This window comes from Neorhizobium sp. 05N33 (genome assembly GCF_056397445.1).
In genome coordinates this window covers 1-15,340 of the sequence record NZ_JBFTNK010000021.1, presented here as the reverse complement: position 1 = coordinate 15,340, position 15,340 = coordinate 1, and the positions used below count along the sequence as shown (strand labels likewise).

Sequence of the window (15,340 nt, the reverse complement as noted above, 5' to 3'; positions counted from 1 at the left end):
GGGTCTCCAAACGTCAAACCTTGGAGCCTTGAACCATGAATATTGCAACCACCAAGCTCACCCCGGTTGTCACCACCGGCCCGCTTCCCGCCTCCACGAAAGTCCTGAAAGCGGGAACGATCCATCCGGATATCCGTGTGCCGATGCGGCAGATCGCATTGCATCCGACCTCCGGCGAACCTCCGGTGACCGTCTACGATTCCTCTGGCCCCTATACCGTCGAAGGTGCCGCGATCAGCATCGATGCCGGCCTGCTGCGCCTGCGCGAAAACTGGATTTCGGCCCGCGGCGATGTCGAAGTCTATGAGGGCCGCATCGTCAGGCCGGAGGACAACGGCTTCGTCTCCGCGAGCCACCTGACGCCGGAATTCCCGATCCGCAACCAGCCTTTCAAGGCCAAGGCTGGCAGGGCCGTCACCCAGCTCGCCTATGCGCGGGCCGGCATCATCACGCCGGAGATGGAATTCGTCGCCATCCGCGAAAACCTCGGTCGGCAGGCGGTTCGGGAACCGCTCGTCCGCGACGGCGAAAGTTTCGGCGCCGATGTGCCGGATTTCGTGACGCCGGAATTCGTTCGCCGCGAAGTCGCGGAAGGCCGGGCGATCATTCCCGCCAACATCAACCATCCCGAATCCGAACCGATGATCATCGGCCGGAATTTCCTGGTGAAGATCAATGCCAATATCGGCAATTCGGCTGTCACCTCGTCGATGGCGGAGGAGGTCGAGAAGATGGTCTGGGCGATCCGCTGGGGCGCCGATACGGTCATGGATCTGTCGACCGGCCGCAACATCCACAATATCCGCGACTGGATCATCCGCAATTCACCTGTTCCAATCGGCACGGTGCCGCTCTACCAGGCGCTCGAAAAGGTGAACGGCATTGCCGAGGACCTGACCTGGGAGGTGTATCGCGACACGCTGATCGAACAGGCGGAACAGGGCGTCGACTATTTCACCATCCATGCGGGCGTGCGGCTCGCCTATATCCCGCTCACCGTCAATCGCGTCACCGGCATCGTTTCCCGTGGCGGCTCGATCATGGCCAAATGGTGCCTGCATCACCACAAGGAGAGTTTTCTCTACGAGCATTTTGAGGAAATCTGCGACATTGCCCAAGCCTACGACGTCTCGTTCTCGCTCGGCGACGGTCTTCGCCCGGGTTCGATCGCCGATGCCAACGACGCGGCGCAGTTTGCGGAACTGGAAACGCTTGGCGAGCTGACGAAGATCGCCTGGGCGAAGGATTGCCAGGTGATGATCGAAGGCCCCGGCCATGTGCCGATGCACAAGATCAAGGCGAACATGGACAAGCAGCTCGCGGTCTGCGGCGAGGCGCCATTCTATACGCTTGGACCGCTGACCACCGATATTGCGCCGGGCTACGACCACATCACATCGGGGATCGGGGCTGCGATGATCGGCTGGTTCGGCACCGCCATGCTCTGCTACGTGACGCCCAAGGAACATCTCGGCCTGCCCGACCGCAACGACGTCAAGGTGGGCGTCATCACCTACAAGATCGCGGCGCATGCGGCCGATCTCGCCAAAGGCCATCCGGCGGCGCAGGTGCGTGACGACGCGCTGTCGCGCGCCCGCTTCGAGTTCCGCTGGGAGGACCAGTTCAACCTCTCGCTCGATCCGGAAACGGCCCGTTCGATGCATGACGAGACGCTGCCGAAGGAGGCGCACAAGGTGGCGCATTTCTGCTCCATGTGCGGTCCGAAATTCTGTTCGATGCGGATTTCCCACGATATCCGCGCCGAGGCGCAGAAGGAGGGCCTGGAAGCCATGGCTGCGAAATATCGTGACGGCGGCGATCTTTATATGCCGGTCGAGAAGGGATGATCAACTTCACGACCCCTGCCGGTCGCAACCGGCAGGGGTCGCTCGAACGTCAGAGCGCCATGCCCCCCGACACCTCGATGCGCTGGGCATTGACCCAGCGGTTGTCCTCGGACAGCAGCGAGGCGACCATCGGGCCAATATCATCCGGCTCGCCGGCACGGCCAAGTGCGGTCATCTCGGCGACGCGCCTGTTGATCTCCGGGTTGTCGCGCACCATGCCGCCGCTGAAATCGGTCATGATCGCGCCGGGCGCCACCGTATTGACGGCGATGCCGCGGGCGCCGAGCTCCTTGGCCAGATAACGGGTCAGCACTTCGACTGCTCCCTTCATCGCCGCATAGGCGCCGCTGCCCGGAACGGTGATGCGGGTAAGCCCGGTGGAGAAGTTGACGATCCGGCCGCCGTCGCGGATCAGCGGCAATAGCTTCTGGGTTAGAAAGAAGACGCCCTTGAAGTGAACATTGAAGAGCTCGTCCAGCTCCGCTTCGGTGGTCTTTTCGAAATCGCCATGATGCGACGTGCCGGCATTGTTGACGAGGAAATCGAATTTTTCAGCGCCGATCTCGGCCAGGGCTTCCTGCACCCGGCCGACGAACGCATCGAACGACGCGACATCGCCGACATCGAGCTGCAGGGCGATCGCCCTGCGTCCCAGTTCGCCCGCTGCTGCGGTCGTGGCTGCTGCTTCTGCCTGATTGGAGTTGTAGGTGAAGATCACGTCGATACCGCGCTTTGCAAGGCTGAGCACAGTGTTGCGGCCGAGACCGCGGCTGCCGCCGGTCACGATGGCGAGCTTGGCTGCCGATTTCTGAGATGTTTGATGCGTCATGATGGAGGTTCCTTGTCTGGATTGGATGACCGGAAACTACTCCCCTCGGCCACACGCCTGAATGCCGGAACTTTCCCACTTCTTGCCTGATCCTGCTCGCAGGCCTATGTTTGGCCTTGAAACCTCGGAGGTGTGGCATGCCGGCAGCCCTGCTCGATGCGGTAAAGCGGTTCACGGATGGACAGGCGGGAACCAGCCCTTTCGCGACGGCGATCGAAGGCCTGACCATCCTTCGCTCGGATCACGAGAAACGGCCAGACCACCTGATTTTCAAGCCGGCGCTCTGCATCGTCCTCCAGGGCGCGAAATGGGCTGTTTTCGGCGACCGCCATGTGGATTACCGGGCGGGCCAGGCGCTCGTTGTCAGCGTCGAGATGCCCGCCTTCGGCCGCGTGGCGGAGGCGAGCCCGACCGAGCCCTATCTCGGCCTCATCATCGAATTCGATCTTGCCATCATGCGCGAGGTCCTAGAGGCGATGCCCAACCCGCCGCGCCCGGGCGGCGACATAACGTCCGGCGTGTTCGTAACGGATTTCGACGGCCCGCTTGCCGATTGCGCGCTGCGGATGGTGCGGCTCCTCGATACGCCGGGTGCCATCCCGGTCCTCCATACAGCGATCATGCGCGAAATTTCCTACTGGCTGCTCACCGGTCCGCATGGCGGCGATGTGGTCCGCATGGCGCTCGGCAACGACCATACGCATCGGATCGTCAGCGTCATCCACGGCCTGCGCGGCCATTTCGCCGAGCCGATGCGGATCGAGGATCTGGCGGAGAGGGCCGGGATGAGCCCTTCCGCCTTCCACCGCAAGTTCAAGACGATCACCTCGATGACGCCGCTGCAATATCAGAAGCAGCTTCGCCTTCTGGAGGCCAGGCGGCTGATGGTGGCGGAAGCGGCGAATGTTGAAACCGCGGCGTTTCTGGTCGGCTATGAGAGCCCTTCGCAGTTCAGCCGGGAATATGCCCGCATGTTCGGCACGCCTCCGCGCCGCGATGTCACGGCACTGAGGGAGCTGGCGGCTTAGAAGGTGAGATTGCTTTCTTCCGTACGATGACAAAATCACGATCTTTCGCAAAGCTAAGCTGCAGATTTTGTCGGCGAGGAATTCATGCGGGGACGAGTTTGTTCCTCACCTGAAAAATTTCACGCTTAAGTTATCAGCTAAAATGCTGATTTTTATATATATTCCGAAAGAGGAGAGGTAGCGGGCGTGCCTCGCCTCGTCCCCACCCCTCCAACCCATGCCTACAATCCTCCCGCTTCCGTCGCCGGAGTGTTTCGCGAGACGTTCGCGGGCAGGCGGAGGCCGGCGCTTTCATCAAAACCGTAACGTGCGGGGATGGTGGAAGAGGTGAAAGCCATGGAGTGCGCGTCGAAAGACGAACATTCCTATCAAGCCTCCCCCGGACAGCCATGTCCGGTTCGGTTGAGCCGTGCAAGTGGCAAGGTTTCCCGAAAGGAAGCCGTGAACACAGCCACGCAGCGAGGCGAGATAATCACCTGTAGAGGCCGGAAGCCTCGAAAAGACGCCGAAGGCCACGCGAATGCGGAGCCATACTATTATTTTACTATGAGGTTCCGCATTCGTGTGGGCTCTCCAAATTCCAGGCCAAGCCACGGGCGCACTCCGCCGCGTGAACAAGAACCCGTGTCATTTCGGAGGATATGCATGCTCTCCGCCGCGGAAATCGCTGACGGAATAACAGCCGCCTTCGCCGCGCACGGCGCTTTCGCCGATCACCGCCTTGCCGTGGCCGCCGGGGATATCCAGGACATAGGTCGGCTGGCAGAGGCCGGAGATGGTGCCCCGGAGCGCCGAGACGATCTTCTGGCCCTCGGCGATATCCAGCCGGAAATGGCCAGTGCCGGGCGCGAGATCCGGATGATGAAGGTAATAGGGCTTGATCCGCGTCTCGACGAAAGCTCTCATAAGGTCGCCGAGTACCGCCGGATCGTCGTTGACGCCACGCAAGAGCACGGTCTGGCTCAGCATCGGGAAGCCGGCGTCGACCAGCCGGGCGCAGGCGGTGCGGGCAGTGCCGGTCATCTCGCGCGGATGGTTGGCGTGCAGCGCGATATAAACCACCTTGCCGCTTTCCTTCAGTGCCGCAATCATTGCCGCGTCGATACGGTCCGGTTCGACGACGGGCACCCGCGTATGGAAGCGGACGATCTTTACATGGGGTATCTCGGCAAGGCCGCGCATCATGGCAGCAAGCCGCCTCGGCGAGAGGACCAGCGGGTCGCCGCCGGTGAGGATCACTTCCCAGATCTCCGGACGCTCGCGAATATAGCCGAGCGCCGCCGTCAGTTCCTCAGGCGAAAGCGTGCCGTCGCCTTGTGGCCCGACCATCTCGCGGCGGAAGCAGAAGCGGCAATAGACTGGGCAGATATGCACGGCCTTCAGCAGCACCCGGTCTGGATAGCGGTGGACGATGCCCTTGACCGGGCTGTGCGCCTGATCGCCGATCGGGTCGGCACGCTCTTGCGGCGTCGTCAGCAGCTCGGCCGGATCGGGGACGAATTGCCGGGCGATCGGATCCGCCCGGTCTGCGCGATCGATGAGCGAAACCACAGCCGGCGTCAGGCCGATGGCGTAACGATCCGCCACCGCGCGAATGGAGGCAAGTTTTTCCGGTTCGATCAGCCCGGCAGCTACCAGCTCGTCGGCGGCCTTCAGTGAACGCGTTGCGGTCATCTGAACACCTCCGCGACCGGCGCCCACATGACCTGTTCGATGCGGGTCGCGCCGGTTGCCAGCATGGCGAGCCGGTCGAAGCCGAGCGCCGCGCCGCTCGCATCGGGCATGATCGAAAGCGCATCGAGAAAGTCTTCGTCGATCGGATAACGTTCGCCGTAGATGCGGGATTTCTCGGCCATTTCGTGCTCGAAACGGCGGCGTTGTTCGCCGGCGTCGGTCAGTTCCCCGAAGGCGTTGGCAAGCTCGACGCCGCAGGCGTAAAGCTCGAAACGTTCGGCGACGCGCGGATCACGGGTGGAGGGCCGGGCGAGCGCCGCCTCGGAAACAGGGTATTCGTAGAGGATCGTCGCGCGGTCCTGGCCGAGATGCGGCTCGACCTTCTCGACCAGAACCTTGCTGAAGAGATCGGCCCAGGTGTCGTCTTCGGCAAAGCGGATATCGGCCTTTTTCAGGCCGGCCGCCAGGAGATCGCGGTCGGTTTCGCCGTTCGTCGCCACGGAGGCCAGCAGGTCGATGCCGGCGAACCGGTCGAAGGCGTCAGTGAGCGTCAGGCGTTCCGGCTCGGCGAAAGGATCGATTTCCATATGCCGGAAGACAAAGCGTCCCGTCTTGGCGGTATCCGCAGCCAGAGCCAGCATCTCGGCGCAATCGGCCATCAGCTGTTCATAACTTTCGCCGACGCGGTACCATTCCAGCATGGTAAATTCCGGATGGTGCAGCGGCCCGCGTTCCCGGTTGCGGTAGACATGCGCAAAGGTGAAGATACGCTTCTCGCCGGCAGCCAGCAGCTTCTTGGCGGCGAATTCCGGCGACGTGTGCAGGTAGAGCGGCGCTCTGCCGCCGTCGGTCGCGACCGCCTCGGTTGCGAAGGCATGCAGATGCGTCTCGTTGCCCGGGGAAACCTGGAGCGTCGCCGTATCGACCTCGATGAAATCGCGCTCGGAGAAGAAGTCGCGCAACGCCGTCTGGACCGCATTGCGGCCTTTCAGGAAGGGCCGGCGGTCGGCGTGGTTTGCCGGTCTCCACCAGGGCGGGCGGGATATGGCGGACTGCGACGAGCTCATTTGCGGCTTTCTTCGCCGGTTCTTCCCGGCAAGGCTTCCACTTTGCGCGGTTTTGGAGTAGTTCCGGCCGGAAAACAGACGATCCGTCCTTCGGGCCGGTTATCGCCCGGTCCTCTACGACGCATTTTCGGCAGTTACAAGCCGGTTCGCACCACAAGGAATCCTATGGTCAAGGTCATCGCCTCTTCAGTCCGCAAGGGCAACGTCATCGATGTGGACGGCAAGCTTTATGTCGTTCTCACCGCCGAGAACTTCCACCCCGGCAAGGGCACGCCTGTCACGCAGGTCAATATGCGCCGCATCGTCGACGGCGTGAAGGTGTCCGAACGCTGGCGGACGACCGAGCAGGTCGAGCGCGCCTTCGTCGAGGACGTCAACCACCAGTTCCTCTATGAAGACGGCGAAGGCTTCCACTTCATGAACCCGGAAAACTACGACCAGGTCGTGGTGGACGTGGATACGATGGGCGACCAGAAGGCCTATCTCCAGGAAGGCATGACCTGCGTTCTCTCCATGCATGAAGGCATTGCGCTGGCTCTTCAGCTGCCGCGCCACGTGACGCTGGAGATCGTCGAGACCGAACCGGTCGTCAAGGGCCAGACGGCTTCCTCGTCCTACAAGCCGGCCATGCTGTCGAACGGCATCCGCACCGCGGTTCCGCCGCATGTCGATGCCGGCACCCGCGTCGTGATCGCGACGGAAGACAATTCCTACGTCGAGCGCGCCAAGAACTGATTGTCGAATTGATCGTCCCCGGCCTTTCCGGGCGTGATAAAAAAACCTCCGAAGCGTTGGCTCCGGAGGTTTTTTGTTGTCGGTAATGTTGGGGTGGAGCCTACTTCTTGATGACCACCGAAGCGACCTTGGTATCGGTCTTGCCGAAGGCGTAACCGCCACCGACCGCCACGTTGAGCGAGACGTAATCCTGAGCCATCTGACGCACGGCAGCGGCGAGGTTCGACTGAGCGGTCGAGACCTGACGCTGGGCGTCGAGAACGTCGAGCAGCGAAGATGCGCCGTCCCGATAGCTTGCGGTGCCGAGCTGCAGGGCTTCTTCGTAGGACTTCACGGTTGCCTGAAGAGAGGAGACCGTGCGGCTGTCGCGGGAAACTGCGGCCAGCGCATTTTCCACTTCCTCGACTGCGTTCAGAACCGTCTGCTTCCAGGCGAGATACCGCCCGCGGGCGCTGGATTCGGCGATCTTGACGTTGCCGCGCAGGCGGCCGCCGTCGAAGATCGGCAGGCTCAGCTGCGGCCCGAAGGACCAGGTCAAGGCCCGGGTATCGAGGCCGCCGGAAAGAACGTTGTATCTCGGGGAAATGGAGCCGCCGAGCGTAATGGCCGGGTAGAGCTGGGCCTCGGCGACACCGATTTCGGCGACTGCCGATGCGAGCTGGCGTTCCGCGGCACGGATGTCCGGACGATTGCGGATCAGGTCCGCCGGAATACCGGCCTTGGTATTGAAGCGTGCGACCGGCTGGCGTGTGCCCTTCTGCAATTCGGGGACAAGCGACGATGCAGGCATGGCCAGAAGCGTGGCGACACGGTGCGCCGCGCCCCGGAAGCTCGTCTCCAGGCCTGGAATTTCTGCGATGGTCGAATTCACCAAGCCTTCCGACTGGACGACATCCAGACGCGAAGCCGCACCGGCATCCAGCTGGAGCTTGGTGAGGTTCAGCGTTTCGCGCCGCGAATCGAGGTTCCGGCGAGCGATCGCGATACGCTCCTGATAGTAGCGTACGTCGATATAGGCCGCCACGACCTGAGACAGGAACGTGAGACGTGCAACATCTTCGCTGGCATAGGCGGCATCGAGGCTTGCGAGCGCACTTTCTTTCGAGCGCCTGTAGAGGCCGAAAAGATCAAGGAACCAAGATGCGTCCGCAGTACCTGCCGTCACGGTCGACCGCGAGAACGAACCCGGGTCGGTACGAGTGCCGGTGGTCGTATTGGCTGCCGAGACATCCAGCGAAGGGAGGGCGCCCGCGCCGGCGACGGTCACGCTGGCCTGCGCAGAATTGATCCGCTCCATGGCCTGGAGAATATCGAGGTTCTGACTGATTCCCTGATTGACGTAGCCGTTCAGACGGCTGTCATTGAATGCGGTCCACCAGGTAACCTGGGAGACATCGCCATTACTGGTCTTGCCGGCTTCGGCAAATTTGCCCGGAAGAGCAATTTCCGGCGCCTTATGATCTGGACCGACAACGCAGCCCGAAAGCAGCAGCATAGTGAGAGGAGCAATAACACGAATGGATATCATTTTTCTGTCCCAGTGCCCTACAACGCATGGAAGGTCAGCACTCATGCCTCTTCCGATTGTCCCGTCAGCAGCGATTCGCATAATCTCTGACGGCATTAAAAGTCGAATACGTTAACGAACGTAATCGTCATCCTACTCTTTTTCACGCTTTGATAACCGTCTAACGACAACAAAGAAGGACGGAACGAAGAAAATTCCGAGAAGTGTTGCAGAAAGCATACCACCCAGCACGCCGATACCGATGGCATTCTGGGCCGCGGATCCGGCGCCGGTCGCGATTGCCAGAGGTACGACGCCGAGGATAAAAGCGAGCGACGTCATGACGATCGGCCTCAGTCGCAGGCGTGCGGCCTCGAGGGTGGCTTCGATCATGCTCATGCCGCCTGCCTGCCGATCCTTGGCGAATTCGACGATCAGGATGGCGTTTTTGGCTGCCAAGCCGATCGTCGTCAGAAGCCCGACCTTGAAGTAGACGTCGTTCGCCTGGCCGAAGAAATGCGCTGCGGTAAGTGCGCCGAGCACGCCGATCGGGACAGCCAATATGACTGAGAACGGGATCGACCAGCTTTCATAGAGCGCCGCAAGGCACAGGAAGACGATCAGAACCGATAGCGCGTAGAGCATCGGCGCCTGCGAGCCGGACAGCCGCTCCTGGTAGGAAATGCCCTGCCAGGCCACCGAATAGCCGCCCGGCAGTGCAGCCGTCAGCCTCTGCATCTCGTCCATCGCCTGGCCGGTGCTGACGCCCGGGCCGGCCGCGCCGTCGAGCGGAATGGCGCTGGTGCCGTTGAAGCGTGCGAGCTGCGGCGTACCGCTGATCCATTGGACGGTGCTGAAGGAGGAGAAAGGAACCATCTCGCCCTTGTTGTTGCGGGCGAACCAGTGTTTCAGGTCGTCCGGCTGCATCCGATAGGGCGCGTCGCCTTGTACATAGACCGGCTTCAGCTCGTTGTTGAGGGTGAAGTCGTTGACGTCGCGTCCGGCAAAAATGGTTGCCAGCATGGAGTTGACCGAAGCGAGGTCAACGCCCATCGCGCCGAGCTTTTCCTGGTCAAGCAGGATCTTGAGCTGGGTTTCTGACCTCTGGCTGCTGCTGCGCAGTGAACTGATGTTGGGGTTGCCCGTGCCGGCCTGAATGAGCTGCTGCGATGCCGTGGTCAGCGCCGCATTGCCGTTGTTGCCGCTGTCGACCAGATACATGGAGAAGCCGCTCGACGTGCCGAGCCCCTGGATGGCCGGCGGCAGAAGGGCAAAGACCTGCGCATCGCGGATGGTGAAGAAATACCGGCTTGCCCGCTGGACGATAGCCGCGGCGGATTGCTCCGGCCTGGCGCGCTCGGCGAAATCCTTGAGCTTGGTGAAGACGATGGCATTGTTCTGGCCGCTTCCGCTGAAGCTGAAGCCGAGGACGCCGAACACCGCGTCGACATTGCCCTTTTCCTTTTCGAGGAAATAGGCCTCCACCTTCTTGACCGCCTCGTCGGTGCGCGGCGTGGTGGCGCCGACGGGCGTCTGGATAATGGTCAGCAGAACGCCCTGGTCTTCCTGCGGAAGGAAGGAATTCGGCAGCTTGGTGAAAAGCCAGGCGCAGCCGCCGATCACCAGCAGGAACAGCAGCATCACGCGGAACGGACGCTTCAGGAGATAACCGATGGTGCTGACATATCCGCGGGTGGACCGATCGAAACCGCGGTTGAACAAGGCGCCGATGCCGCGACGTTTCTTGTGGTGATCGATCGGCTTCAGCATGGTGGCGCAAAGCGCCGGCGTCAGCACGATGGCGACCAGCGCCGAAAGCAGCATGGCCGATACGATGGTGATCGAAAACTGGCGGTAGATGATGCCGGTCGAGCCACCGAAGAAGGCCATCGGAATGAACACGGCCGTCAGGACGAGCGCGATACCGATGATGGCGCCGGTGATCTCGCCCATCGACTTTTCGGTCGCTTCAAGCGGGCTCAAGCCCTCTTCGTCCATGATACGCTCGACGTTTTCGACGACGACGATGGCATCGTCGACGAGAAGGCCGATGGCCAGAACCATGGCGAACATCGTCAGCGTGTTGATGGAATATCCGGTCAACGCCAGCACCCCGAACGTGCCAAGCAGGACGACGGGCACGGCAATCATCGGAATCAGCGTTGCACGCAGATTTTGTAGGAAGATGAGCAGGACGACGAAAACCAGGATGATTGCTTCGATGAGCGTGTGGACGACCTTTTCGATCGAAAGCTGCACGAAGGGCGTCGTATCATAGGGGTAGGTGATCTCCACGCCGTCTGGAAGATGGGGTCCGACGGCGGTCAGCGCCTCCCTGACGCGTGCGGCGGTATCGAGAGCGTTGGCGCCGGTCGCGAGGTTCACGGCAAAACCCGTGGATGGCAGGCCGTTCTGGCGAGAACCGCCGCCATAACTCTCTTCGCCGATCTCGACGCGGGCGACATCGCTGAGGCGCACCGTTGCGCCGTCCTGTTCGACCTTGAGGATGATCCGCTCGAAATCGTCGACCGTCGTCAGCTGGCTTTGCGCGGTCATGGTGACCGTCAGCTGCTGTTCCGCCTTGGCCGGAAGACCGCCAAGGGCGCCGACGGAAACCTGCGTGTTCTGAGACTGGATCGCTGACGTCACATCGGCCGGCGTCAGCTGGTATTTCTGCAGCTTATAGGGATCGAGCCAGACGCGCATTGCGTAACCGGACCCGAAGATGTCGATGCTGCCGACGCCTTCCAGGCGCTTGACCTGGTCCTCGATCTGCGTGGAAAACAGGTCGCCGAGATCGACGGAGCTCCGCTTCTTGTCGGTCGATACCAGCGCACCGACCATCAGGATGCTCGATGTCGAACGGGCGACTTCGATGCCCGCCTGCTGCACGACGTCGGGCAGTTGCGACTGCACCAGCTGCAGCTTGTTCTGCACCTGAACCTGGGCAATGTCCGGAAGGACGCTGCTGCCGAAGGTGAGTGTGACGGTGGCGCGGCCGGTCGAGGAGGACGACGTCATATAGGTGAGGTCGTCGAGGCCGGTCATGCCGTCCTCGATGATCGTCGTCACCGATTTCTCGACGGTCTCGGCGCTTGCGCCATTGTAGCTTGCCGTAATCCTGACCGTGGTCGGCGCGATGTCGGGATATTGCGAAATCGAGAGCGTCGCGATGGCGAGCGCGCCGCCGAGCATGATGACGATCGCGATGACCCAGGCGAAGACCGGTCGCCGGATGAAGAACTTGGCCATTCAGATTATTCCTTGCCGCGTTTCGTCATGATCGTTTCCGCTTGAGGCCTTCACGGCTTTGCAGCGGTCGGCTTCGGCGCCTCGACGACAAAGCCCTTGTCGTCGACCGTCGCCTCGACCGGCTGGACCGTCGCGCCATCGGCGATCCACTGGAAGCCGTCGACGACCAGGCGATCGCCGTCGGTTACGCCCTGCGTAACCAGCCAATTGTTGCCGGAGACGCCGCTGGTCGGGAAGATGCGGGTCTCGACCTTGCCGTCCGCCGTGACGAACTTGGCGGAAAGTTCTCCGCGGGCATTGCGCGTCGCTGCGCGCTGCGGGATCAGGTAGCCGGTCTCGTTGCCGAGGGTGACGGTGGCGCGCACATAGGTGCCCGGCAGGATCATGTCCCTCGGGTTCTCGAAGAGCGCGCGGATCTGATAGGTGCCGGTCGTTTCGCTGACCGCCATGTCGGCCATGTCGAGCTTGCCGGTCAGGGGATAGTCCGTTCCATCTTCCAGGCTCAGGCGGATATCGGCCTTGCGCGGATCGCCGCTCAAGCGGCCGGAAGCCATGGCCGAGCGCAGTTCGAGAAGATTGGTGCTGGAATCGATGAGATCGATATAGATCGGATCGAGGCGGCGGAGCGTCGTCAGCGCCGTCGTCTGGTTGGCGGTGACGATATTGCCGATGCTGACATTGGAGATCGACGTGACGCCGTCGAAGGGCGCGCGGATCTCGGTCAGGTCGAGATTGATCTGGGCGGCATTGAGCGCGGCATTGGCCTGCGCCACATCCGCCTGCGCCTGGAGAAGCGTCACTCGCGCGCTCTCATATTCGATCTGCGTCGCACCGCTGTTGACCAGCCGCTCGTAGCGGGAGAGGTTCGCCTGGGCACTCGGGATGCTGGCTTCCGCCTTCGAGACGGTCGCCTTCGCCTGGGCGACCTCTGCCGCGTAGGTGCTGTCCTCGATCTTATAAAGAAGATCGCCGGCCTTGACCTCGTTGCCCTGCTTGAAAGCGATCTGCTTGATCTCTCCGGTGACGCGCGGGCGGATATCGGCGATCTGGAACGGTGCCGCCCGACCCGGCAGGATGGCCGTGATCGGCTGCTCGGACTTCTTCATGGTCACGACACTGACCGGCTGCGGCGGACGCTGCGGGGCACCGCCTGCCGCGCCGCTGCCGGCCGGCTTTTGGCCCGAGTCGCTGCAGGCTGCAAGCGCCGCGGAAAGAAGCAGGGAAAGTATCAGTTTGCGTCCGGTCATGGTGTCATCCAAGGCAAAGCGGCTGGCAATCGCCACGGCAGACGGAATATGCCGGGGCGGAAGTCGGGGGGAGATTAACCCGTCCTAAGCGGTCGGAACAAGGTTGGTCGAGAAGGGGATTTCGACCGGTGTTCTACCTTCGGGAAAGTGACGTAAATATAAAACCGTCACTTTGCAAGTGGATTTTGCAGCGCAGCATTCACAAGTCTGGCAAGCCCGTCGCAGCGGTCATGCAATTCCGCCTCGCCGGCCTTGGCCAAAAGGACGGGATGCAGCACGCTCGCAAAGGCCGCCGCCACATGCTGGCTGATCGCTTCCGGGTCGGTACATTTGTAGGCGCCGCTTTCGACACCCTGCCGGATCAGATCGGCAAACAGGTTCTCGATCAGCCGCCGGTAATGCTGACCGCTCGGAAGATCGGCTTCCGACATCAGGAAGATCATCTCGAACAGAAAGGGATTGTCGCGGAGGTCCTGGAGATGCGCCTCCATCAATTTGCGCACGACGATTGCCAGCCGCTCGGGCGCCGGGGCCGGCTCGTCGAGCGTCTCGAACCGGCCGATCATGCGGCTGATATGCCGGTCGCAGATAGCGTCCGCCAGGGATGCCTTGGAATGGAAATGCTTGAAGATATTGGCGGGCGACATATGCAGCGCATGGGCGACGTCGGCGATCGAACACTTGGCAATCCCCCGTTCACGGAAAAGCGTCTCTGCCGTGTTGAGGATATCGCCCCGGGTTTCTTCCGCCTTGCGTCTCGGTCTGCGCACTTTGTCCTCTTCTAAATGCCGGCCTCTTCTAAACGCCGGCTTCTTCAAAACGCCGCATGGAATTTCGGCCCAGCCGTTCACCGCGCGGAAAAATAGGGCGCCAGGTTTTGGCGGATACGGTCGAGCACGGTGGCGCCGCTCGTATCGGGCACGAAAGTCTCGCCGGTGATCGTCTCGTAAGCCGTGCGGTAGACCTTGGCGGTCTCCTCGACGAGCTCGGCCGGGATCGCGGGGATCTCATCCTTATAAGGGTCGCAACGTTCGACCACCCAGGCGCGGATGAAATCCTTGTCGAAACTCTTCGGCCGCGTGCCGTTGCGGAAGGCCTCACCATAACTGTCGGCGATCCAGTAGCGGCTGCTGTCCGGCGTATGGATCTCGTCGGCAAGGATGATGGTGCCCTCGGCATCCGTGCCGAACTCGTATTTGGTATCGACGAGGATCAAGCCGCGTTCCGCCGCCAGTTGCTGCCCGCGCGCAAAAAGCGCCAGCGCATAACGGGAGAGGGTCGCCCATTGTTCGGCGGTCAGAAGTCCCTGCTCGACGATCTCGCTGGGCGTCAGGGGTTCGTCGTGGCCGCCATCGAAGGCCTTGCTGGTCGGCGTGATGACCGGGGCGGGCAGGATTTGATTGTCCTTGAGGCCGTCCGGAAGATCCAGCCCGTACATGGTCCGCTCTCCCTTCTTATAGAGGGTGAGCAGCGACGTGCCGGTGGTGCCGGCGAGATAACCGCGCACGACGATCTCGACGGGCAGGATGTCGAGCCGCTTGCCGACTACCACATTCGGATCCGGATAGGCGATCACATGGTTGGGGCAGATGTCCTTTGTCGCCTCGAACCAGTATCGCGCGGTCTGGGTCAGGACATGCCCCTTGTCGGGGATGGCGGTCAGGATGCGGTCGAATGCGCTGAGGCGATCGGTTGCGATGATGATGCGGCTGCCGTCCGGCAGATCGTAGTTCTCGCGTACCTTGCCGCGATAGGGGTTCGGCAATTCGGGAATGAAGGCATCGGAGAGAACGCGCACGGGGACCACTTTCCAGAGAGTTTCGGGGGCATTCTGCTATCGCATGTTTTGCCGCAGCGGCACAAGAATGGAAGGAATGGCGGTTTTCACGAGTATCTCGGTTCCACGGTCGATGAAGAGCTCCTTATAGAGAGTGGTTAACGATTATTAACGCCCCGGGATTCCCAGAAATCCACGATTATCCTGTAAAAACAACTAGTTGTACGATTTCTCAAGATTTCTGAATCAAGGCTGTTGACTTCAAACTGGGGTCGGCACTATAACCCGCTCACTGAACGAGGGCGGCGGCGCTGCTGGCGACGACGACTTTCGTTCTACAGAAATCACTGATTGATTGGCGCATGCTGGTTGGGACC

Annotated in this window: 11 protein-coding genes; 3 read left to right on the top strand and 8 right to left on the bottom strand. The window is 61.7% G+C overall.

Annotated features, from left to right (window positions below):
- Positions 1-35 precede the first annotated feature (35 nt).
- Positions 36-1,847: a phosphomethylpyrimidine synthase ThiC gene (thiC, locus tag AC1DLT_RS28550; protein ID WP_477488978.1), complete on the top strand. Its 1,812-nt coding sequence runs from the start codon at positions 36-38 to the stop codon at positions 1,845-1,847.
- Between the two features lie 49 nt (positions 1,848-1,896).
- Here the strand turns inward: thiC and AC1DLT_RS28545 are convergent, their stop codons facing one another.
- Positions 1,897-2,676 carry an SDR family NAD(P)-dependent oxidoreductase gene (locus AC1DLT_RS28545; protein WP_247039028.1) on the bottom strand — a complete coding sequence of 260 codons (780 nt, stop codon included), beginning with the start codon at positions 2,674-2,676 and terminating at the stop codon, positions 1,897-1,899.
- Between the two features lie 137 nt (positions 2,677-2,813).
- Here AC1DLT_RS28545 and AC1DLT_RS28540 point away from each other — a divergent pair, with 137 nt between their 5' ends.
- Positions 2,814-3,704: an AraC family transcriptional regulator gene (locus AC1DLT_RS28540; protein WP_247039030.1), complete on the top strand. Its 891-nt coding sequence runs from the start codon at positions 2,814-2,816 to the stop codon at positions 3,702-3,704.
- 627 nt (positions 3,705-4,331) lie between these two features.
- Here the strand turns inward: AC1DLT_RS28540 and AC1DLT_RS28535 are convergent.
- Together AC1DLT_RS28535 and epmA are read right to left on the bottom strand one after the other, a co-directional pair.
- Positions 4,332-5,378, bottom strand: a complete 1,047-nt coding sequence (locus tag AC1DLT_RS28535; protein WP_477488977.1) for a lysine-2,3-aminomutase-like protein — start codon at positions 5,376-5,378, stop codon at positions 4,332-4,334.
- Entirely contained in the window at positions 5,375-6,445 is a 1,071-nt protein-coding gene (gene epmA, locus AC1DLT_RS28530; RefSeq protein WP_477488976.1) for an EF-P lysine aminoacylase EpmA, read from the bottom strand. Before epmA ends, AC1DLT_RS28535 begins: the two co-directional genes overlap by 4 nt.
- 165 nt (positions 6,446-6,610) lie before the next feature.
- On the opposite strand from epmA, the gene efp reads away from it, so the two are divergent.
- The gene (gene efp / locus AC1DLT_RS28525; protein ID WP_038547065.1) at positions 6,611-7,180 is read left to right on the top strand and encodes an elongation factor P; all 570 of its coding nucleotides are present in this window, start codon (positions 6,611-6,613) and stop codon (positions 7,178-7,180) included.
- Between the two features lie 100 nt (positions 7,181-7,280).
- Here the strand turns inward: efp and AC1DLT_RS28520 are convergent, their stop codons facing one another.
- The 5 genes from AC1DLT_RS28520 to AC1DLT_RS28500 all read right to left on the bottom strand — a co-directional run bounded on the left by AC1DLT_RS28520 (position 7,281) and on the right by AC1DLT_RS28500 (position 14,984).
- A complete protein-coding gene (locus tag AC1DLT_RS28520) occupies positions 7,281-8,708 on the bottom strand; it encodes an efflux transporter outer membrane subunit (protein ID WP_038547062.1) in 1,428 nt (475 codons plus the stop codon).
- A gap of 132 nt (positions 8,709-8,840) precedes the next feature.
- The gene (locus AC1DLT_RS28515) at positions 8,841-11,939 is read right to left on the bottom strand and encodes an efflux RND transporter permease subunit (RefSeq protein ID WP_038547060.1); all 3,099 of its coding nucleotides are present in this window, start codon (positions 11,937-11,939) and stop codon (positions 8,841-8,843) included.
- A 50-nt stretch (positions 11,940-11,989) separates the two neighbouring features.
- Positions 11,990-13,186 (bottom strand): efflux RND transporter periplasmic adaptor subunit, encoded by a 1,197-nt coding sequence (locus AC1DLT_RS28510; RefSeq protein ID WP_477488975.1) that lies wholly within the window; start codon positions 13,184-13,186, stop codon positions 11,990-11,992.
- Positions 13,187-13,353: 167 nt separating this feature from the next.
- A complete protein-coding gene (locus AC1DLT_RS28505; RefSeq protein ID WP_477488974.1) occupies positions 13,354-13,956 on the bottom strand; it encodes a TetR family transcriptional regulator in 603 nt (200 codons plus the stop codon).
- A 77-nt stretch (positions 13,957-14,033) separates the two neighbouring features.
- Positions 14,034-14,984, bottom strand: a complete 951-nt coding sequence (locus tag AC1DLT_RS28500; RefSeq protein ID WP_477488973.1) for a phosphoribosylaminoimidazolesuccinocarboxamide synthase — start codon at positions 14,982-14,984, stop codon at positions 14,034-14,036.
- Positions 14,985-15,340: the final 356 nt, after the last annotated feature.